General features: G+C 57.1%; 16 protein-coding genes and 2 pseudogenes. 14 read left to right on the top strand and 4 right to left on the bottom strand.

Going from position 1 to position 20,529, the window contains the following annotated elements; translation table 11 throughout:
- Positions 1 to 325 precede the first annotated feature (325 nt).
- From AX760_RS26820 to AX760_RS26815, 3 genes and pseudogenes are all read right to left on the bottom strand, one after another.
- Positions 326 to 603: pseudogene (locus AX760_RS26820) on the bottom strand (integrase); the annotation flags it as partial.
- A 212-nt stretch (positions 604 to 815) separates the two neighbouring features.
- Positions 816 to 1,094, bottom strand: a pseudogene (locus tag AX760_RS19605) (Tn3 family transposase); the annotation flags it as partial.
- A gap of 163 nt (positions 1,095 to 1,257) precedes the next feature.
- The gene (locus tag AX760_RS26815) at positions 1,258 to 1,731 is read right to left on the bottom strand and encodes a hypothetical protein (RefSeq protein WP_139276040.1); all 474 of its coding nucleotides are present in this window, start codon (positions 1,729 to 1,731) and stop codon (positions 1,258 to 1,260) included.
- Positions 1,732 to 2,079: 348 nt separating this feature from the next.
- Here AX760_RS26815 and AX760_RS19595 point away from each other — a divergent pair, with 348 nt between their 5' ends.
- The 14 genes from AX760_RS19595 to AX760_RS19530 all read left to right on the top strand — a co-directional run bounded on the left by AX760_RS19595 (position 2,080) and on the right by AX760_RS19530 (position 19,719).
- The gene (locus AX760_RS19595; RefSeq protein WP_071834692.1) at positions 2,080 to 2,874 is read left to right on the top strand and encodes a bestrophin-like domain; all 795 of its coding nucleotides are present in this window, start codon (positions 2,080 to 2,082) and stop codon (positions 2,872 to 2,874) included.
- Between the two features lie 432 nt (positions 2,875 to 3,306).
- The gene (locus AX760_RS19590) at positions 3,307 to 5,220 is read left to right on the top strand and encodes an amylo-alpha-1,6-glucosidase (protein WP_210187261.1); all 1,914 of its coding nucleotides are present in this window, start codon (positions 3,307 to 3,309) and stop codon (positions 5,218 to 5,220) included.
- Positions 5,221 to 5,266: 46 nt separating this feature from the next.
- On the top strand, positions 5,267 to 7,999 hold the full coding sequence (locus AX760_RS19585; protein ID WP_071834690.1) for an MGH1-like glycoside hydrolase domain-containing protein: 2,733 nt from the start codon (positions 5,267 to 5,269) through the stop codon (positions 7,997 to 7,999).
- 39 nt (positions 8,000 to 8,038) lie between these two features.
- The gene (locus AX760_RS19580) at positions 8,039 to 9,922 is read left to right on the top strand and encodes a GMC family oxidoreductase (RefSeq protein ID WP_071834689.1); all 1,884 of its coding nucleotides are present in this window, start codon (positions 8,039 to 8,041) and stop codon (positions 9,920 to 9,922) included.
- A gap of 2 nt (positions 9,923 to 9,924) precedes the next feature.
- On the top strand, positions 9,925 to 10,983 hold the full coding sequence (locus tag AX760_RS19575; RefSeq protein ID WP_071834688.1) for a ferritin-like domain-containing protein: 1,059 nt from the start codon (positions 9,925 to 9,927) through the stop codon (positions 10,981 to 10,983).
- Positions 10,984 to 10,996: 13 nt separating this feature from the next.
- A complete protein-coding gene (locus AX760_RS27785) occupies positions 10,997 to 11,476 on the top strand; it encodes a hypothetical protein (RefSeq protein WP_071834687.1) in 480 nt (159 codons plus the stop codon).
- A gap of 2 nt (positions 11,477 to 11,478) precedes the next feature.
- On the top strand, positions 11,479 to 12,375 hold the full coding sequence (gene iolE, locus AX760_RS19565; protein ID WP_071834686.1) for a myo-inosose-2 dehydratase: 897 nt from the start codon (positions 11,479 to 11,481) through the stop codon (positions 12,373 to 12,375).
- 2 nt (positions 12,376 to 12,377) lie between these two features.
- Positions 12,378 to 12,860, top strand: coding sequence for a PPC domain-containing DNA-binding protein (locus AX760_RS19560; protein ID WP_071834685.1), 483 nt, complete (start codon positions 12,378 to 12,380; stop codon positions 12,858 to 12,860).
- Between the two features lie 3 nt (positions 12,861 to 12,863).
- Positions 12,864 to 13,784 carry a sugar phosphate isomerase/epimerase family protein gene (locus AX760_RS19555; protein WP_071834684.1) on the top strand — a complete coding sequence of 307 codons (921 nt, stop codon included), beginning with the start codon at positions 12,864 to 12,866 and terminating at the stop codon, positions 13,782 to 13,784.
- Between the two features lie 12 nt (positions 13,785 to 13,796).
- Entirely contained in the window at positions 13,797 to 14,102 is a 306-nt protein-coding gene (locus AX760_RS19550; protein ID WP_071834683.1) for a hypothetical protein, read from the top strand.
- A 192-nt stretch (positions 14,103 to 14,294) separates the two neighbouring features.
- Positions 14,295 to 15,119, top strand: coding sequence for an oxygen-binding di-iron domain-containing protein (locus tag AX760_RS19545; RefSeq protein ID WP_139276038.1), 825 nt, complete (start codon positions 14,295 to 14,297; stop codon positions 15,117 to 15,119).
- Between the two features lie 25 nt (positions 15,120 to 15,144).
- On the top strand, positions 15,145 to 17,538 hold the full coding sequence (locus tag AX760_RS19540; protein ID WP_175552101.1) for an Erv1/Alr family FAD-linked sulfhydryl oxidase: 2,394 nt from the start codon (positions 15,145 to 15,147) through the stop codon (positions 17,536 to 17,538).
- Positions 17,539 to 17,811: 273 nt separating this feature from the next.
- Complete coding sequence (locus AX760_RS19535) at positions 17,812 to 18,312, top strand: DUF2938 family protein (RefSeq protein ID WP_071834680.1); 501 nt, start codon at positions 17,812 to 17,814, stop codon at positions 18,310 to 18,312.
- A gap of 153 nt (positions 18,313 to 18,465) precedes the next feature.
- Positions 18,466 to 19,719 carry a sensor domain-containing diguanylate cyclase gene (locus AX760_RS19530; RefSeq protein ID WP_071834699.1) on the top strand — a complete coding sequence of 418 codons (1,254 nt, stop codon included), beginning with the start codon at positions 18,466 to 18,468 and terminating at the stop codon, positions 19,717 to 19,719.
- A gap of 189 nt (positions 19,720 to 19,908) precedes the next feature.
- On the opposite strand, the gene AX760_RS27270 is transcribed toward AX760_RS19530, so the two are convergent.
- Positions 19,909 to 20,166: a hypothetical protein gene (locus AX760_RS27270; protein ID WP_175552100.1), complete on the bottom strand. Its 258-nt coding sequence runs from the start codon at positions 20,164 to 20,166 to the stop codon at positions 19,909 to 19,911.
- Positions 20,167 to 20,529 lie beyond the last annotated feature (363 nt).

The following is a 20,529-nucleotide window of genomic DNA, read 5'->3' as shown; positions in this document are numbered from 1 at the left end:
AGCGCAGGGCATAAATCCCGTGGTTGCAAGACTGGGCACCAGCACCCGATCCACACAGCCTCGCCGGCCACTATCTGACCCACATTCCGATGGCACCAGCTTAGCCCTGCCTATTTGCTCGGATTTGAAGATGCCAATCCCGTTCTTCGTGCCCTCAAAGACTGGACGGAAAAGACACAATGCGATTTTCGGGAGAAGAGGAGGGCGTGACGAACGCCGTCGCGCCATCGAGGAGTATCGCGCTATAATCCTGAAGCCGTGGTCAGGTTCACTCGGGAGCGATCACACCGCCGCTGATATCTACGGGTCATCTCCACAGACGCACGACGATCTCCGGGCGCCGCAATCCGCCAGCGTAACCGTTGAGCAGCAAGGTGCGATCACGCAGACCCCGGAGGGTGCCTCGATCCAGGGTTTCGATCATGGCGATGATGCCCTCGGCCATCACCGCTTCCTTCTGCACCGCGGTCTGGCGCGGCTGTTGCGAATGCCGGCCATTACCGTTGCGATATGGCGGTCGCTGCGATCCAATGGCATGCCGTGCTGGGCGTAGCTCCGGGAAAGGGAGGACAGACGACGCTCGATCGTTGACCCGGAATTGGGGTTTGAGTAGCTGCGGAGCAGAAAACCGACATAAGGAATTCACGGCTCATCAGGATCGCCATTCCTTGGGTCGCGAAGCGGCCTGAGTTCGCCGCGTGCGATGAATTCCGGTAGGGTAAAGGCGTCTCGGCAGAGCATGTTAATGTGCGGAGGCCGAGCGACGACCGACGAGCAATGTCCTCGGGTCTTACATCGTAGCCTTCGGCGGTGAGCTGGTCCGAAGCGAGATTATACCAGGCGACCCCAGGCTCCTGACCGCGATATCTCGGATTGGGGCCTGAATGGATGGTGCGGATAGGCACGACGAAGCGCAGTCCGTCGGCCGAGGCGACTTCGCCGCCACCCCACCTTCTGGCGGGCAGGATGGTGTTTTGCGCCGCGACCAGTGCGGCGTTGGCGGCGGTCAAGGTCTCGGCGCGCAGAAAATTCTGCTTCACCCAACTGAGGCGCGAGCGTCGGAGCGCCGGAACATCGACACGAACGAGAGGCTCGAAGGTAAGCGGTGTCCTGCGCGCACCTTGACCATAGGGCTTTACGCGATCTCCAAGACTTCAGCAATTAATGGAGCGGTAGCGCCCAACCATAAGAGGTCAAATCGCATCAAGCCTATTGCATCGGCATCAAGAGTTGCGCGACATGTGTTCGTCTACAACTTCAGGCGGAGGTTCGGTGTTCAGAAACGTGATTTTGGCGGTTTCCTTCCTCGCGAATTGTCTCCTTGCTTACATTATGTTCCAGCCAGTGAGTGCGGCCACAGGTTCGGATCGGATGACCTGTGAGCAGGCGCGAAGCGATGCTGATAACAAAAGGGCCGTGAGCGAGTATGCTGACCGCCATAATGCATCGTTTTCCAAGGTCCACGAATTTCTGAGAAACAGCGATTATGAGCTGAGGAATGTCGCCGTTCTCGATGGCAAAGTGGCTTTCGTTTACACGTCCTCGGCTTTCTACCCATCTACCTGCGGCATCCACGTTCCAGGAATCGATGGTGGTATTGTCCGCGTAGAAACGGAAGTCGCTACCGACCCCAGAATTCGATTGGTTTGGTAGCGCAACACATGAACCCGCATGGAAGACGAAGCCCCGATAGGTCAGCAGAACAAGATCCCGCGTCGGAGAGAATGACATTCTAACTTTGCAGCGGCCACAGGATCATCTAATGTTGACGCAATTGTTCTCGGGCCTTTAAGCCATGCCCTTTTCAAAGAGCCCTTTCAGAACTGCGGTCGGCGGCGGGTTGAAGATGGGACTCATTATGGTGGAGAATATGATCGATGACGATGCGGCGTTGCGAGAGGGCACGTCGCAAGAAGGCGTGTGCATTAATGACAATCGCGCGCTTGGCTTCGGCGGAGATGGCCGAGCCGGCAGGAAAAAGTTGGTGACGAACTCGTAACACCGAGAGAGCTGACTGCTGCCAATCAACTCAAATTCAATGGTGATAGACTTTTCTCATTCTAGGACCCCAGCCAGATCATGATCCAACTCATTTATGATACGCCGCCGTCAATTCTCTGTATCGTCCTTATAGTGATCAGCGTCGCCCTCGCGGTGGGTGGTGTCGAGATCGTCAGCAAGGTCGAGCCGGTGGATACGCGGCATACCTACAACGACATCGTAGGTTTCGTGATCGCGGTCGTCGGCGTGGTCTATGCCGTACTTTTGGCATCCGTGGCCATTTCGGCATGGGAAAACTACGACAGAGCGGATTTTCTGGTTGAGCGCGAGGCCGCAGCGATCGGGGATATAGCCAGGCTGGCGCAGGGGCTGCCCGCACCAACAGCCACAAAGGTGCGCCAATTGGTGCTGGTCTATGCGGATACGGTGATGCAGAAGGAATGGCCGACGATGCGGACCGGCCAGCGGCCTGCTGAAGCCTTGCCAGACCTCGATAACGTCCAGACGGTTCTGCTTGGCAATGAACCGCAATCACCCCAAGAGCTTGTTTTGCACGACCATCTGCTGACCTCTTTGACCGATCTTTTCGATGCGCGGCGCGATCGTGTTGCAATGGCAGACTACGGAATCAATGCGATCGTCTGGATCGTGGTACTTGTCGGCAATTTCCTACTGGTTGGGGTTTGTTTCATGTTCGGGTTGGAGAAACGCCGACACCAGATCCTGTGCGGCTTCATGGCGATGTCGACGGCTCTGGTCGTATTCATGATCGTGGAAATGGACCGCCCCTTCCTTGGAGCCATGGGCGTGTCGGTCAACGCCATCGAACACGTAGTCGAAACGATCTCCAGGATTCCTTCCAACGGGAAGTGATTCGTCACGGCCGATCCGGGCTGCTGCCGTTCAGGCGCAAACGCTTCCCTTTGATGTGGTTCGAGAGCGGAACCATCCGGCGTACAGGCCCCCCATGAGCAATTTGGAAGCCTCCGAAATCTACCAGTATCTATATGATACTAATAGAATAATTGAAAATTGATCTGGTGATGGATGATGCGGAACGCCGAAATCTTCCATCAATTTTCTTCTTAGTTTTGTCACAGCGCATTGACATGAGGTTGATACTAGCACTGCTTGATAAGCAAGATCTGATTGTTGCAGCGCAATTGGGCGGAGATATCCATAGACGCAATATAGGGGAGCAGACTTAGGATATCTTTTGCCACTTCTTGGGGGTGTGGTGCATTGGTCTATTTGGGATTTGGTAGAGATGTTGTCGCGGACGTGCGCGCGCGTGAGTCTGAGTGGTTGGTAACCAACGGTATCGGTGGTTACGCCTCTGGTACTGTTTCGGGCATGACGACGCGCGGGTATCACGGGGTGCTTGTGGCGGCTTTGGCCCCTCCTGTAGATCGCCGCGTTTGTGTTCCGGCAATTGTCGATGTCCTTGAGATCAACGGCCGTCAGATCGCGCTTTCCAGCTTGCGTTGGGGGGGCGGTCATATCGCGCCTGATGCGGGTGAAGCACTGGTTTCTTTCCGTCTGGAAGGCACGACGCCGATATGGCGTTATGATTGTGCCGGCGTGGTGCTTGAAAAGTGCCTGTGGATGGACCACGGCGCTAATGTAACCCGCATTGAATATCGCCTGCTCGCGGCGCCTGCTGCCGTTTGCCTGAGCGTTGGCGTTCTTTCGGATGCCCGTGACTATCATAGCCGTACCTTCGCCTCTGACTGGCGCCCGCATGTTTCGGTCGGTGATGGACTGCTCCGTGTGGGGACGGACGATGTAGAGCTGTTTGCCCGCCTTTCCGGAGCAAGCGTGGCAGTCGATGGAGCCTGGTGGCGAAATTTCGACCTTGCGAAGGAGCGGGAGAGGGGTCTGACTGACGCCGAGGATCATGTTCATGCGGGTGTGCTGACTTGCGAGCTTGCCAAGGGCGTGGCGGCGCAGCTGGTGTTGTCCGTTGGCCAGGATGTGGCGCTGTCGCACGGCGCGCTGGCTGACGAGCGAAAGCGCCAGGCCGACTTGCTGGCGCTGGCGAACGTGGCTGAAGCACCTGACTGGGTCCAGCATCTGGTTCTGGCTGCGGATCAGTTTATTGCGCGCAGATTTATGCATGACGGGACCCCAGCCCACACGGTTGTCGCCGGCTATCACTGGTTTGCCGATTGGGGTCGTGACACCATGATCAGTCTGCCGGGCCTGACGTTGGTCACCGGGCGGCCTGAAATCGCACGTTCCGTCCTGCTGGCATTTGCCGATGTACTTGACCGCGGAATGATTCCCAACCGCTTTCCCGATGCAGGAACCGAGCCCGAATTCAACACAGTCGATGCGACATTCTGGTTTGTCGAGGCGATCGCTGCGCTTCACCGCATGGCGCCTGACGGTGAGTTCCTGGCGCAAATGTATCCGGTGATAAGCTCGATCGTCGAAAATCTGATCAAAGGTACCCGCTATGGGATTCGAATTGATCCGGTTGATGGCTTGATTCACGCCGGTGAAGAAGGGGTCCAGCTAACGTGGATGGACGCCCGTGTTGGCGATCGTGTCATCACGCCGCGCATGGGCAAGCCGATCGAGGTGAACGCCCTGTGGATCAGCAATCTCCGTTTCATCATAGCGGCGGGCGAAACGTTGGGCAAAGACGTTACGCCATTCCGCCCGCTCCTGGCAGACGCGCTCAAGGGCTTCGGCCGGTTCTGGAGCGATGATCTCGGTTTTTGCTATGACGTCCTCGATGGACCGCAGGGGCACGAATCCAAGCTGCGTCCCAATCAGATTTTTGCTGCGCGGGCGTCAACAGGAGCGCTTAGCACCGAGCAGTGTCGCAAGGTGCTTGAGGTGTGCGAACGCGATCTGCTGACACCGTGTGGTCTGCGTTCCCTGTCACCTGACGATCACGATTATGTTCCACACTACGGTGGAGACCAGCAGTCGCGCGACGGTGCCTATCATCAGGGAACAGTCTGGGCATGGCTGATCGGGCCTTTCATCGAGGCGCATCTGGACCTGTACAACGACCGAGCGCGAGCCATGGAAATCCTGTCTCCCCTTGCAGACCAATTGCGGATTGAAGGCTTGGGAAGCATTGGCGAGATCTTCGAGGCTTCCGCGCCCTTTGCGCCGCGGGGCTGCATCGCGCAAGCCTGGAGCGTTGCTGAAGTGCTACGCGCCTGGGCGTTGATTGCCGAACACAAGGTTGCCGTTTCCGCCTGACACTGATCGAACCTTTTCCATAAGCTTCCAAATTGCAGGATGTACCATGACATTGACCGCTGAAGACTTAAGACTGCAGCAGGCAGACACGGGCGAAGCTGATTGGCGGCTGTTCGGACCTTATTTAAGCGAGCGACAGTGGGGTACCGTCCGGGAAGATTACAGCCAGGGCGGCACGGCCTGGGATCACCTGCCGCATGACCATGCGCGGTCGCGTGCCTATCGCTGGGGCGAAGACGGAATTGCCGGTATTTCCGACAGTGACCAGAACGTGTGCTTCTCGGTCTCGATGTGGAATGGCCAGGACCCGATCCTGAAGGAACGCCTCTTCGGTCTCACCAACGATCAGGGCAATCACGGCGAAGACGTGAAGGAGTATTACTTCTACCAGGATTCGACCCCGACCCACAGCTATATGAAAATGCTGTACAAATATCCGCAGTCGGCGTTTCCCTATGGCAAGTTGCTCGAAGAAAACGCCCATCGCAAAGCGACGGATCCGGCAAGCCTCGAATACGAACTGATGGATACCGGCGTCTTCGACGAAGATCGTTATTTCGATGTCACTGTCGAATATGCCAAGCGCGGCGTCGACGATATTCTGGTACGGATCACGGTGCACAACCACGGCCCGGACGACTGTCCCGTCTGGTTGATGCCGACCGTTTGGTTCCGCAATACGTGGAGCTGGAAGCAGACCGTCATACGCCCCAAGCTGAAGGCCGACGGCGCTGAGGCGGTTTACCTTGAACACCCGGACATGCCCGACATGCGTCTTTCCTGTCCTGGGGCGGATTCACTGCTGTTTTGCGAAAATGAGACCAACACCAACCGTCTCTATGGGCAGGACGGCCCCCTCTATCCCAAGGACGGAATCAATAATCATGTGATCAGAGGCGACGCGAGCGTAAACCCGGACCGGACCGGCACCAAGGCGAGTGCGATGTACCACCGCGTCGTTCCGGCTGGCAAGTCGGTGACGATCACCCTGCGATTGGCACAGGCCAAAGACGGCGCGGGTCTTGGCCAGGCCCCGGAGAAACTGTTTGCAGACCGGATTTCTGAAGCCGATGCGTTTTATCAAGACCGTATTCCGGCCGAGGCCAGCGAAGACCAGCGTCGCATTGCCCGCCAGGCCCATGCCGGCATGCTTTGGTCCAAGCAGTTCTTTCACTATGTAGTGTCTGATTGGCTTGATGGTGACCACATGCCGCCGCCGCCGGGTCGTGATCAGGGTCGCAACAAGGAATGGCGCCATTTCTACGCCGCCGACATCATCTCGATGCCGGACAAGTGGGAATATCCATGGTTCGCAAGTTGGGATCTTAGTTTCCATACGGTTGTCCTGGCACGCACGGACCTAAGCTTTGCCAAGGAGCAGGTTCTTCTTCTGTCTCGCGAATGGTATATGCGGCCGGATGGGCAGGTTCCCGCCTATGAATGGGCGTTTGATGACGTCAATCCGCCGGTTCAGGTTTGGGCCGGCCTGAAGATCGTCGAGTACGAGCGTCGCAAGACAGGAAAAGTTGATCGAGACTTCCTGCGCCGTTTGTTGGATCACGGACTGCTCTATTTCACCTGGTGGGTGAACCGAAAGGATGCCGAAGGCAATAATCTTTATCAGGGCGGCTTCCTGGGGCTCGACAATATATCGGTTTTTGATCGCTCTTCCGGGTATTTGCCGGGTGGTGGGCGTCTCTATCAGTCAGACGGCACGACATGGGTTGCTTTCTTTGCGCTGCAGATGATGCAGGCAGCGAAAATTCTCGCCGAGTCCGAGCCAGTGAACCACGAAATGGCCGCGAAATTTTTCCAGCATTTCGCTCTTATAGCGGACGCGCTGGATCACATCGGCGTTGCCTCCGCCAAGAGTGCAAACCTGTGGGACGAAGAGGACGGGCTTTACTACGACGTTCTTCGCGTCGGCGAGACCTTCATTCCGCTCAAGGCGCGTTCGCTGGTTAGCCTGATCCCCATGATTGCTGTCTCCAGCTTGAATCTCGTTGAGCTTGAGTCCGAGGAGAATGCGAGCTTCGCCCGCCGTATCGAGTGGTTCAAAGAACAGCAATCGGACTTGTTCGCCCGAATGACCGAGGGCGATGGCGCCGAACAGGCCAATCTGCTCTTGTCTTTCCTGTCTCGCGCCGAACTGGCCAAAATGTTGAAGCCGATGCTCGATCCCGACGAAATGCTGTCGGATTTCGGTGTTCGCTCGATGTCAAAGCGACACCTCAATGATCCTTTCCGCGTCGAAGTTGATGGCCATGTGTTTGAAGCCAGCTATCAACCCGCGGAATCACACTCAGGCATGTTCGGGGGCAATTCGAACTGGCGCGGACCCATCTGGATGCCGATCAATTATCTGCTGATCGACGCGCTGCGCAGCTACCACGCGCATTATGGGGAAACGTTCAAGGTCGAGTGCCCGACGGGCTCTGGCCAGATGATGACACTGAGTGGGGTCGCCGACGAATTGTCCAGGCGCCTGGTTTCGATTTTCGAGCGTGACAAGCAGGGCCGCCGTCCGGTCTTTGGCGGAACTGAAAAGATGCAGTCCGATCCGGCCTGGAAGGACAATGTTCTTTTCTATGAATATTTCCACGGCGACATCGGTGCCGGGATAGGCGCGTCGCATCAAACTGGCTGGACCGGCCTTGTTGGCGTTCTCATCGAGGAATTGGCAGTCGGTGGCAGCGGTGCAGGGGAAAGCGCACGCGAAGAGCCCGCGGCACAGAAGGTCAACAGCCCGCGTGCGTCACGCGCAAAAGCCTCCCTCTAGCCCTTCATTTCGCGCAGTTTGATCATCAGGAGATAACGGATGACAGTACAGGCAATAGATCGCTTCAGCATAGACGCCGACGAAGCGGCTTCGACGGTGTTCGACGCGGTGATCATTGGCTCTGGCGTCAGCGGGGCACTGATTGCCAAAAGCCTCGCTGCCCAGGGCCTTAAGGTGCTGGTGGTAGAGGCCGGATCTGGCAACGACATCACCGTGTCCGATTACGAAGAGAATGTCTTTCGATTCTATGGCGCTGCCAGCAAGGACAACAATTCGGCCTATTACAACGCGAAAAATGCGCCAATGCCACGCGATTTCGAAACCGTGCGGCTGCGGGATGGTCAGATCAACGATCATGGCTATCTGGTCCAGAAAGGGCCGTTTGAAATCGACAGCACCTATACGCGCGTTCTCGGTGGCACAACGCGGCACTGGGAAGGCAAAGCGCTGCGCATGCTTCCCGACGACTTTCGCATGCACAGCCTGTTCGGGCACGGACGCGATTGGCCGATCAGCTATGAAACACTGGAGCCTTACTATCGTCAGGCCGAGGCCGAATTGGGCGTTTCGGGTGACGTCGAGGACCAGCTTTATGGCGGGCTGACATTTGGCGAGGAAGGCTATGTGCTGCCGATGCACAAGATGCCCGCCAGCTACCTCGACCAGGTGCTCGCGCGCGATATCGATGGCATGACGGTTGACGTGGCCGACCAGAGTTTCAGTCTGAAGGTCAGAACGACACCGCAGGCCCGCAACGGCATTCCCAACAAGGCTTATGCGGGTGGCAAGGGTTTCGTGCCCAACGGCGCTGTCAGTGTTGATCAGGCCGAGATGGGCGGCCGCTGTCAGGGCAACACCAATTGCGTCCCCATCTGTCCCGTGCAGGCCAAGTATGATGCCCGCCGCACATTGATGCTGGCAATTGCAACCGGCAACGTCAAGCTGCTTGCGCGCTCGGTGGCCAGCAAGGTGCTGGTCGATAGTGCGTCGGGTGAGATCACCGGCATAGAGGTCAAGACCTATCAAGATCCCGATCAGCCTGGCTTTACGGCTCGGGTGTTCAGGGCGCGGACCTATGTTCTCGCGGCCAATGCAGTTGAAAATGCGCGGCTGATGCTCGCTTCCGGCCTGCCTGGCCAAAACGACCTGATGGGCCGGAACCTGATGGATCACGGTTATCTGCTGACCTGGGCCCTTATGCCGGAACCGATCGGCGTGATGCGCGGACCTGTCTGCACATCCGGCATTGAGGACCTCCGAACCGGCAACTACCGCAGCAACATGGCGGCGGTGCGGTTTTCGATCCATAACGACGGATGGGGATGGGCGACCGGCGGGCCGTACAGCGATCTGTATGACGCCGTTGATCGGCAGAACCTATTTGGCGCGGAGTTGCGTCAGGGCCTGATCGACACCGTCGCGCGACAGGTGCTGATCGATTGTATGATCGAAATCCCGGCGGATCCGGGAAATCGTGTGACCGTCGATTCCCGTTACACGGATCAGCTTGGCAATATGCGGCCCGTGATTTCTTTCGAGATTCCGCAGTATACCCTGGAAACGGTCGCCTTTTCCCGTGGCCTGACAAAACAGCTCTATCAGCGCGCCGGCGCGCAAGATCACTCGAGCTACGATCCGATGGCGCCGGGTTGGGTGACACACAACGGCGAAGGTTATGTCGTGCGCGGCGGAAACCATTGGGCGGGCACCCATCTGATGGGTGAATCGCCAAAAGACTCTGTCGTCAATGACCGTCAGCAGTCTTGGGAACACGCAAATCTCTATCTTGCAGGTGCAGGCTCGATGCCAACGATCGGAACTGCAAACACCACGCTGACACTGGCCGCGATCTGTCTGCGGACTGCAGAGGACATAGCCGCGCGCCTTGTCGCGCCCACCGCCGCTTCAGCCTTAGGAGCCTGACAATGAGTCTGTACAAGATCAAAACCCTCGACGAGTTGAAGCGTCACCTCAATGCGGCGATGCAGCTCGAACATGCGACGATCCCGCTGTATCTGACAGCGCTCTATTCAATTGTACCTGGCACCAACCGTGAGGGGTTTCACATCGTCCGCGCCGTAGCCGTCGAGGAGATGCTTCATCTGACCCTGGTGTGCAATCTGCTGAACGCGGTCGGTGGCCACCCTGATCTGTCTGCGCCAGGATTTACGCCAAACTATCCAGCCTATCTGCCGGATGGCGAGGAAGATTTCGCCGCCGGCCTGCAGCGGTTTTCGCCTGATGCGATCGAGACGTTCCTCAAGATCGAAAGACCGGCCAGCCTGAAGCCGCACGAATCCAACAAGCGCCTTCGCAAGCGCAAGGGCGCTCTGCTGTCTGCCGGACATACCGATGCGGCGGAGGAAGAACATTTCTTTTCCATCGGCGAGTTCTACAAAGCCGTCGAAATGGGCCTTGACGATCTCTACGCCGAGATGGGGGATGCCCTGTTCTGCGGCGACCCCGCATTACAGGTGGGTCCGGAATATTACTATTCGGGCGGTGGCGGACTGCTCACTGTCACGGATATGACCTCGGCGAAGAAGGCGCTCGATCTTATCGCCGAGCAGGGAGAGGGCATCACCGGCCACATCTTCGACGAGGATGGCGAGATAGCCCATTACTATCGTTTCCAGCAGCTGGTTCTGGGCCGTTTCTATCGCGAAGGTGATTTGCACAACCACCCCACCGGCGGAGAGGTGGAGGTGGACTGGAATGCCGTTTACCCGATCAAGCCCAATGCCAAGATCTCCGATTTTCCTGAAGGATCCGAGGTCCGCGCTGCGGCGGAATCCTTCAATGCCATATACGCGCAGTATCTTGCGCTTCTGACGCGCGCCTTTAACGGCGAACCCAACCTGCTGATCGATGCGGTAGGCGACATGTTCCGTCTCAAGGAACTGACCTACCAGTTGATGCGACAGCCCATTGGCGACGGTTCTGAATTCAACGCAGCCCCCACTTTCGAAATCAATTTGGCCTGAGGAGATAAGCGCGATGCCCAATTCCGAGATTGATGCAATCACCGCCCTCAGCGTGGACCTTACTGGCTTTTCAGCCTTTCATCTGCGGGGAACAGGGTTGCTGGAAACCTATACGCAACATCTTTCCACCCGCATGGGGTCGGAGGCGTTCGGCCGCCTGATTGCTGCCCATGCGGAGGTCAGCGCGGCGACTGACCCCGCTGCGAGCAAGCGTGCCATGCGCCATCTGATCCTGAGCGATCCGTGCCTGGGGCCGCCCGCGCGCAGCCTTTTGAAACTGTGGTATGTCGGCGTCTGGCATGCACTGGCTGCTGAATGGCACGGTCGCTACGGCGGCGCTCTCAACGACGTCGACGGTGTTCCCTGCGCCGCCTCCTATACCGAGGGTCTACTGTGGCCCGCCATCGGGACGAATCCTGCGGGGGTAAAAGCGCAGGGTTACGCCATGTGGGCGCGTCCTCCGCGCATTCCCAATCCCAATCAGGAGATTTGATCGTGTTTGATCGCAAAAAAGTGTTTGTGGGTATTACGCCAACAGGTTGGACGAACGACGACTATCCGGCGCTCGGTGAGGATATCTCCTTCGGCCAATGCGTTTCGGAAATGGCATTGGCGGGATATGAGGGCTGTTCGGTCGGCCACAAGTTTCCGCACGACCCGGACGTGCTGATGCGCGAGCTTTCGCAGCGGGGGCTGCGTGTATCCGAACCCTGGTCCAGCACGTATTTTACCGTCAACAACATGCGCGACCGTACCTTCGAGAGCTTTCGTGACTCCATGGCCTTCATCAAGCGCATGGGCGGAAAGTCCGTCGTCGTGGCTGAGCTTGGTCATGCCGTTCACCAGCAGCCCGTACCGCCGATCGCAAACAAGCCGTTGTTCAACGACGATCAATGGAAGGCGATGACCGAAGGTCTCAATGAACTGGGACGGATCGCGGCCGAGGCCGATATGCAACTGTGCTATCATCATCACATGGGTACAGGGGTGATGTTCCGTCCGGAGGTGGATCGTCTGATGGCCGAGACGGACCCCGAGGTGGTGCATCTCCTGCTTGACACCGGACATCTCTATTGGGCCGGTTTCGATCCACTCGATATGGCCCGCGCCTACGCTTCGCGCATTCGCCACGTCCACCTTAAAGATATCCGGCACGAGGTCATGGTTCGGTGCAACGAGACCAACCGTACCTTCATCGAAGGCGTGATCGAGGGTGTGTTTACGGTTCCCGGCGATGGTGCAATCGATTTTGCACCCATCTTCAAAGTGCTGGCAGACGCAGATTACGCAGGCTGGCTGATGGTTGAAGCCGAGCAGGATCCTGCCAAGGCCAATCCTCTCGACTATGCGCGGATGGCACGCGAGTATATCCGCAAGACAGCAGGTATCTGACCATGCGTCACAAGCTGCTGGAGGAGCAAAACGGTCGGCGCAAGTTTGTGCTGGTGCTGGACGCCGGAGAAGAGGCGGTGGCCGCAATCAAGACATTTGCGCGTGCCCAAAATCTGGAAGGCTCGTCCGTTTCAGGGATTGGCGCTTTCGAAACCTGTTCTTTCGGGCATTTCAACCCAGCCACGGCAGAGTTCACCCGTAACGATATCACCGTGCAAGCAGAGGTTTTGGCCCTGGTCGGCAATATCGCAGGGCAGCCGGAAAATGATGACAATGACGGTGACGCGGATGAAGATAAAGGCCCCCACCTCCATCTTCATTGTGTCGTCGGACTTCGTGATGCCACCACACGCGGTGGTCATTTGATCCAAGGGATCATCCGGCCAACGATGGAGATCATCATCGAGGAAAGCGCGGTGCATATGAGCCGCGGATTGGATCGCGCCTCCGGTCTGGTCCTGCTGCAACCCAACCAAAAGGATTGATCCATGCGCTTCGCCGTCAACTCTCTGCTGTTTACCGGGACCTTTGACGAAAGCGACCTGATCCTGTGCGACAAGGTTCGGGACATGGGGTTCGACGTGTTTGAAGTAACCCCGGTTGACCCGATGGTCTTTCCCGCGGCGAAGCTTCGGGCGCGGGCAAATGACCTCGGCCTATCCCTCAATGCGAATTTCGCTCTGCCATTCGATGCCAATACGATCAGCCCTGACCCCACGATCCGGGCGAAGGGCGTCGAACTCTCGAAGCGAGTCGTCGACCTTTGCGTCGAGGCCGGGGTTGAGGTCTACTGCGGTGCGAACTATTGCGCCTGGGGCTATCATTCCGGGCGTCGCCGCAGCCAGGACGAGTGGACATGGGGTGTCGAGGCCTATCGGGCGATCGGAGAATATGCGGCCGGCAGCGGACTGACCATCGCGGTCGAGACCCTGAACAGGTTTGAATCCCACTATCTAAATACGGCCGAAGACGCTTGCCGCTTCATCAATGATGTTGGTCTGGATAACTGCAAGGTTCACCTCGATACTTTCCATATGCTGCGCGAGGAAGATGACGTTGCCGACGCGATCCGCAAGACTGGTTCGCAATTGGCCTATTTCCACGCCTGTGGCAGTCATCGCGGCATTCCGGGGCGCGACATGGTGCACTGGGATGACACGTTCCGCGCATTGAAGGATATCGGCTACGATTACATCATCGGCGTGGAATCCTTCAATCCGGGCATCGAGCGGCTCGCCAGTCTCGTCTGCATCTGGCGCGACTACGCGGAGAGCCCGGAGGCCTTGGCCCGCGCATCTCTTGCTTATCTTAAGGCCAAACACGCCGAAATTTATCTGGGAGCCCCTTGGGTTTGCCCGGACTGCGGTGGTGAATGTGCCCCAAAAACCTGTTCCCATACGAAAACCTAAAGGAGAAACCCAATGAGCAAGACGATTGAAATCGTGACCTTCCGCCTGGCATCTGGTGTGACAGATGAGGCCTTCACCGCCGAAACCATGTCCATGGAGCGCGAATTTCTTGGAAAGTTGCATGGCTTTCTGGACCGTGACACCGGCAAGTCCAAGGACGGCGATTGGGTTGTCGTCCTCCATTGGGCGAGCCCAGAGGATGCGCAGAGCTCGATGGACAAGTTTGTCGGCAATGAGGGCACCAAGACATTCACGGACATGATTGACATGCCGACCTTCAAGATGACCCGTTATGAGCTGCGTGACCACTACGAATAAGGCGCTTGGGCGTCTCGGTCGGCGGGATGAGTTGTCTATGCTTGCGTGTTGTCCGTGCCTTTCAACGCACCCTCGCAATGATGACAACCTCCCGCAAGCCGTGGCTTTTTCGCAATCTTCAAGGGTCAGGCATTTGCTCTGGAAGGTTCTGCAGACGGTGCAAATGTCGCAATGAGGCGATTGGGAGTGACCATGACTCGCGCATATAAGATTTCGCATGAAGCTTTTGTTATCCCGCAAGACCTTCCTGTGCCCGGCGTTGGAAGATTGCCCGTCAATGCCATGGTTCTTCTTGGCAAGGAACCGATGATACTCGATACCCTTGCGATCGTGCATCGGGACTATTTTCTCGAAGAAGTCTTCAATATCGTCGAGCCGGAAGATGTGCGCTGGCTGTTTCTAAGCCATGAGGATCGCGACCATTCCGGTTCGATTATGGAAGTTCTGGCGCGCTGTCCGAAGGCAAAGCTGGTCACCAATTTCCTCGGTCTCGGAAAGCTGCACGAAGAGTTCGACTTCGATCCGCGGCGTATTCATATTCTCAATGACGGCGGCACACTGGATATCGGCGATCGCACCGTGGCCGCTATTCGCCCGCCTCTCTACGATTCCTCGGCAACCACCGGCATTTGGGATCCGAAGAGCGAAATCTATTACGGTGCGGATTGCTTCGGCGTCGTGACCTCGGGCGAGGCACCCCATTATATCGATGAGATGAAAGAATCCGACTATGAAGACGGCTTTTTCTTCATGAACCGCGCCAATCATATCTGGTTTGAACATGTGAAACCCGAAGCGTTGGCCGAGGGCGCGGAGCGGATCAAGAGTCTGGGCGCCCGTATGATTGTCAGCGGTCATGGCCCGGTCGAGCGCCGGAATGTTGGCAAGATGTGTGACATGATCAAGCGGATCGGAGACATGCCGGCGATCCAATTGCCGGACAATGACGCCTATGTCGCCATGCTCGATGCAGCGGATGGCGAGGCAGGCAAGACTTCCAGCCCTCTGGTTGCGTGATCCGGCAAACAAAACGAGCGAGTGCATGACGGGACTTGTGGAAGAAAGTCTTTGGACGTCGCCGCCCGTCAACAGTTCATTGGCTTTAAGGAAGGTGGTTGGGTTGACCCAGATAGGCAGCATGGAAACGCTGGATGCGATCTGGTCGCATTATCAGGCTTTGCGGGAGGTTGGACCGGCGGCTGACGTTACCGTTTCCCTGGCGCTTGCCTGTCAAAGTGCCGGCGTCGGGCTGGTGCCGGGTGAGATCGATGCAATGCTGCGACCGTATCGCCTGCATTATTTCCAGGACAAGGATCAGTTGACAAGCTTCTTGGCGCTTTTGGCCGGGGACCACGCCCTGCGCATCAAGGCAGCCCACAGGGTGCTGAAGCGTGACGGCGGCGGCAAAGTGACCGTCAGGGACTTTGCCAGATTGCTCGCGTTGTTTGGCCTTGCCCCAGCCGAAGCGGAGACTATCGGTGTCGAAATCAGTGGTGACGGTGCGGAAGATCTTTCCGAGCAGGCCTTCCTCAGTTTTCTGCCCGAAGACTTTTCTGCCCATCCCAAGGCGTATCACGGTGGGCCGGCTGCCCGCGGGATGAATGCTTCAGGACAGCCTGAGGCTGCCGAGATTTTGGCCACGGCAGCTCAGCCGGCGTCCATGCCTGAAACGGCTGCCACAGTGTTCATGGCAGATATTGGCGGAACGTCGCCTCTTCAAGTACAGATCGGATTTTTTCGCCTCCTGCAGGGGGCAGCGTATCGATGCTTCCGGGCGAGTTACTCGGCCAATTCAGAAACCCACCTTCGTGCGTATGATCTGCCCTATACCATCTTCAATTTTGCTGTCTTCGCCAACAATGCCATAGACTATTACAAAGCGCTTGCGATTGTCGAACCCGATGCTCAGCAACCACTCGAAGATTTACGCGCATCGATCGATCGCAGCGTCGCTGACCTTCGCAACCGTATGGAGACCTGGGACCCGCAAAAGGCCAGCCCCGCGATGCTTGCGGCTGAAGCGCGCATTGACCGGGAATTGTCAGACCTTGATCACCATCATCAGGTCGTTACCTCCGCACTCGAACTGGTGTTGTCGGCTACCGTTCTGGGGCATAGCATCGGCACATTGACGCCGGAGGATCTGCAGACGCATGAACTCAACCGTCTTCGGCATATCGACGATCATCGGGAACTTTCCGGATATCGATACGCCGAGCCAGAGCCGGAGACCCCGTCCGATGTGGCATTCATTGACAGCTGGCAACGGGTAATCATCGACGATACGGACACCCGGTATGCGGGCGCCATCATGCCGACGCGCTATTGGTATGAAGACTTCATGCCCAAACTGTTGCGCGCCTGTTCTGTCCGCACTGCTGCGGATTTGGTCGAACTGAAAACAGAAACCGAGGCGGACCTCGACGCATGGTATGAAGGCTGCAGGAAGACGGGCGAGTTTTTACCCTATGCGATCGATGTCCTGGAGCATTTTCCCGCCTGCCCGTTTTGGGTGAAGCAGGAAGTCAGGCAGGCCTGGAGACTGAGCCGGCACTACCTCAACGGCGTCCAGAAACGCCGCGAGAGGGAGGAGTTCGGGCGGGAATCGGGTTATCTGTCCGAATATGTGACCTTCATCGACCTCTATCTCGGCCGTGACGATATCGCGGTTTCCGAAATGCGGATCAGCTTCCCGTACTTCATCGGACCGGCCACCTGGAGATTCCTGCATACGGCCGCCGAAATTGTGGCGGGCCTGCCGGATGCAGATCAAGCCGTTGCCGTTGAGCGTTTCAAGGCATTCTTCGCATCCCTTGCCACCGTTTATCCATGTCCTTACTGCCGCTTTCACCTGAACCGCTATGTGGTCAGGAACCGTGAACTGCAACTCTATCCCATCGAATATCTGCTGCTCGGGCCGCAGAAACACTCGACGCACATCGAAGTGACGGTCGAACAGAAGCTACAGACCATCGGTGATGCGGCCAGCCTGCGCATGTTCCTGTGGAAACTGCACAATACGGTCTCGTCATCTATCGCCCGCAGCGAGACATGGTATGCCCGCGATGAGCAGGCGCACTACACCAGCCGCTATTGGCCAAGCCTCGATTCGGAGCTGGCACGCGCCAATGCCGTCGGTTCCAAAGTGTTGCAAACCGATAGAATTCAAAGAATGTACGGGGTGATGAAGCAGGCCGCCCATCTTGCCGTCGTTCGCGATGAACTACAAAGAGCGCTTGCCGATGTTGTGCCTGAGAAGGTCGAGCAGATCGTGGATCGCGCCGAAACAGTCATCCTTCTGGCCGAAACAGCGATCGTGGCATCGCGCTTTCTTCACGAAACCTACCACTTCAATCCGACAGGCGATCTGGCCGACCCTCATTTCTCTGCCGAGGAGGAAGCCTTGGCAAGGAGCGGCTATTTCGTTGAAAACTAGAGCAATTCCGGCAAAAGTGCGCAGCGGTCCTGCGTCCTGAATTGCGTAGAAACCACGCGATGGAGCATGTCGGCGACTTGGAGAAAAAGGGATGCTCCAGAACGCCGCTGGTGGACATAACGCCATCTGGAGGTTTGAGTCTCGCGTTATTCTGTAAGCCGTTTTGGCCCGGCGGCTGGTAAGGTTGCCAGTACACATTCAGTCATTGATCGCAGAGATTTCCTGCGATGTGCGCCAATATCTAGAAACCACGACCTGAAAAGAGACGACGACATGATAGCTCTGGATTTGCTCCTGAAGGGCGTTTTGATCGGGTTGGCGGGTACCGTTGCTATGGATGTCCTGGACATCATCCTCAACCGCTTGATTGCCAGGCGCCGGCCGGATTGGGGATTGGTTGGTCGGTGGGTTGGCCATATGCCCAAGATCTTCCATGATGGCATCGCAAAGGCGGCGCCGGTGCGTGGGGAAGCGGCGCTGGGCTGGTCCTTTCACTACGGGATCGGTGTCTTCTACGGCGTAGTCTTCGCGGTCCTGGCCGGGTCCGATTGGTTTGCCGATCCGAGTTTTTTACCGATTTGGTTGTTCGGGCTTCTGACGATTTCCGCTGGCTGGTTCTTGCTGTTCCCCGGCATGGGACTTGGATGGGCCATGGCGAAAGTAGGCCATCCCTGGCGCGAACGTGCATGGGGCCTTCTGGGCCATACCGTATTTGCCACGGGTATGTGGGCCTGTGCGAATTTAATCGGCGGTAGTGCCGGACTTGCGTCCTGACGCCTGGCCGACGAGTTGTACAGGCGTGGGCGCTGAACGTTGCAAGCTCGACCGCCGGGACATGCAGCGTGAGGGGAGGTCCGATGGTTGGTGCAGGCTTGTTCATAAAAAAGTGGCTGGATTGTCAGTTCGATCGTAAGGAGGTTCTCAATGATGGTGGCTGCAGATGCAGTGGGTCGATCTTCCGAAGACGCGATGGCGCGCGAGACCGATCGCCTGGCGGCGCTTGGGCGTCTTGATTTTCTCGACACACCGAGAGACGAAGGCTTCGAACGCATCGTCAGATTGATCAAAAAAGTCTTCTCCGTCGATATCGCGCTGATCTCTTTGATCGACGCGCACCGGCAGTGGTACAAGGCTTGCTCTGGCATGTCCGGCGACCAGGCGCCGCGCAAAGAGACGTTCTGCAACTACGTCATCGAATTCGAAGAACCGTTTGTGGTGCAGGATGTCCTGAAAGACTCGCGGTTTTCAAAGCATCCGTCCGCGCCTGGTGAAGATGCAATCCGTTTCTATGCCGGTGTTCCGCTTCGAACGAGCAGTGGGCACGTCGTCGGAACCGTTTGCGCGAACGATCATAAACCCAGGGAATTCGGGAGCGAAGATGTCGCAATCCTGCAGGAATTGGCGGATGTCGCGATGGATCGCATCGAGCTGATGCAATCGGCAGCAACCGACGGATTGACCGAGGCCTTGACACGTCGCGCCTTCAAGCAGGCGGCAGATCGGCTCATTTCTCTGGCGCTGCGGCAGCAGAAAGGTCTTGCTTGCATCGTGCTTGATATTGACCACTTCAAGACCGTCAATGATACCCATGGCCACGCTGCCGGCGATGAGGTCCTCAGATCGGTTGCGGCCGTGTGCAAGGCGACGCTGAGGACGGGCGACGTGTTCGGACGTCTTGGAGGCGAGGAGTTTGCCATCCTGCTGCCGAATGTTGACCAGCAGGGTGCCGTCGCGATCGCCGAAAAGGTGCGAACTGCCATTTCCTCTCAACAGATTTGCGGCAGCTATGGTGTACTCAGCGTGACGGCCAGTTTGGGGTCTTCGGCTCTATCCTCTGCAACAAAAGATATCGAAACCCTGCTGGTTCAGGCTGATGCGGCGATGTATGAGGCCAAACATAGCGGACGAAATCGTTGTGTGTCCTGGAGTTCGATCGCCCCGGAGCATGCGACCGGTGCGCGCAAGCATATGCTGCGGGCGGGTTCCATTCTGTTCAATGATCGACGGTCGATGATCGACTGTACGATCCAATCCCTCGGCGTTGACAGTGCGAGCCTTTCGGTTTGCAATACCACGGGAATTCCAGCGGAGTTCGTCCTGCGCATCAAGGATGAAGGGTTTGAAAAAAAGTGCCAGATGATCGCACAGGACCGACATAACCTGGAAGTGGCTTTTCGATAACGGGATCTCAGATCGACATGACCTGTCGGCACCTCAGTCGACGTAGCCTCAATTACGGTTCAGTGCCTTCGCGAACAGGAAGCGTGTGGCGTGCGGCGCGTGCTTGCGGATTGAAAAGCATTTTGGAAATGCTGTCGCGCGACATGTTGTAATGCTTTGCAGCCTGACGCCAGCTCATCCCTTCCGATTTCACATACATAGAAGCAGAAATCCATTAGACGCCATTTTGATCGACGAACGGATCGTTGCTGCCGTCCATCGGTTGATGGATTTTTCCGCGAACGGTGCCACCTCGCTGACCTCGAATTTTTGGCCTTCGCAATCGCGTTGAATCTGAATCACTGGTGCAAACCAAAGGTTTGCCATGAGAGCAGCGATTTCATTACGGGCAGATTTTGACGCTGGAGCGTCTTCTGCAACTGGCCCTGGCGGGCTGGTCGATGGCACGATCGTGTCCCCAGTCACGGCATGATGATGTTCAGCGGGCGGCACTGGTAGCCACCAGAAAACACCAACGGCGCTCACACCAGAGCGTCACAGGCCAAAGCCGGTAACGCCGGCGGAGATTTCTTCGCATTCTTTGCCATGATCACGAACAAATCGAGGAAAATCAAGCCAATGGACCTTCCGCGCACAGGTCTCACAAGCAAGACTGACGCCTGGGTATCTGACGCCCTGGCAAAGTCATGAGAGGATCGATTTCGCCAAAGCGCTCTTGGTTGCTGGAAAAACAATGCGCACAAGCGTCATTTGGATTGCGTAGAATTTCTAACAAATCCACCGATAATTCCAAATTGCCCTAATTTCTTG

The sequence above is a fragment of the Pararhizobium antarcticum genome (assembly GCF_001885585.1).
Lineage (GTDB): Bacteria > Pseudomonadota > Alphaproteobacteria > Rhizobiales > Rhizobiaceae > Pararhizobium > Pararhizobium antarcticum.
This window is presented reverse-complemented; position numbering and strand designations above follow the sequence as displayed.

What these genes read in the sequence shown, in the direction of transcription:
- AX760_RS26815 (WP_139276040.1), bottom strand. Translation starts at nt 1,731, where the DNA reads ATGTCATTCTCTCCGACGCGGGATCTTGTTCTGCTGACCTATCGGGGC.
- AX760_RS19595 (WP_071834692.1), top strand. Translation starts at nt 2,080, where the DNA reads ATGATCCAACTCATTTATGATACGCCGCCGTCAATTCTCTGTATCGTC.
- AX760_RS19585 (WP_071834690.1), top strand. Translation starts at nt 5,267, where the DNA reads ATGACATTGACCGCTGAAGACTTAAGACTGCAGCAGGCAGACACGGGC.
- AX760_RS19580 (WP_071834689.1), top strand. Translation starts at nt 8,039, where the DNA reads ATGACAGTACAGGCAATAGATCGCTTCAGCATAGACGCCGACGAAGCG.
- AX760_RS19575 (WP_071834688.1), top strand. Translation starts at nt 9,925, where the DNA reads ATGAGTCTGTACAAGATCAAAACCCTCGACGAGTTGAAGCGTCACCTC.
- AX760_RS27785 (WP_071834687.1), top strand. Translation starts at nt 10,997, where the DNA reads ATGCCCAATTCCGAGATTGATGCAATCACCGCCCTCAGCGTGGACCTT.
- AX760_RS19560 (WP_071834685.1), top strand. Translation starts at nt 12,378, where the DNA reads ATGCGTCACAAGCTGCTGGAGGAGCAAAACGGTCGGCGCAAGTTTGTG.
- AX760_RS19555 (WP_071834684.1), top strand. Translation starts at nt 12,864, where the DNA reads ATGCGCTTCGCCGTCAACTCTCTGCTGTTTACCGGGACCTTTGACGAA.
- AX760_RS19550 (WP_071834683.1), top strand. Translation starts at nt 13,797, where the DNA reads ATGAGCAAGACGATTGAAATCGTGACCTTCCGCCTGGCATCTGGTGTG.
- AX760_RS19545 (WP_139276038.1), top strand. Translation starts at nt 14,295, where the DNA reads ATGACTCGCGCATATAAGATTTCGCATGAAGCTTTTGTTATCCCGCAA.
- AX760_RS19540 (WP_175552101.1), top strand. Translation starts at nt 15,145, where the DNA reads ATGACGGGACTTGTGGAAGAAAGTCTTTGGACGTCGCCGCCCGTCAAC.
- AX760_RS19535 (WP_071834680.1), top strand. Translation starts at nt 17,812, where the DNA reads ATGATAGCTCTGGATTTGCTCCTGAAGGGCGTTTTGATCGGGTTGGCG.
- AX760_RS19530 (WP_071834699.1), top strand. Translation starts at nt 18,466, where the DNA reads ATGGTGGCTGCAGATGCAGTGGGTCGATCTTCCGAAGACGCGATGGCG.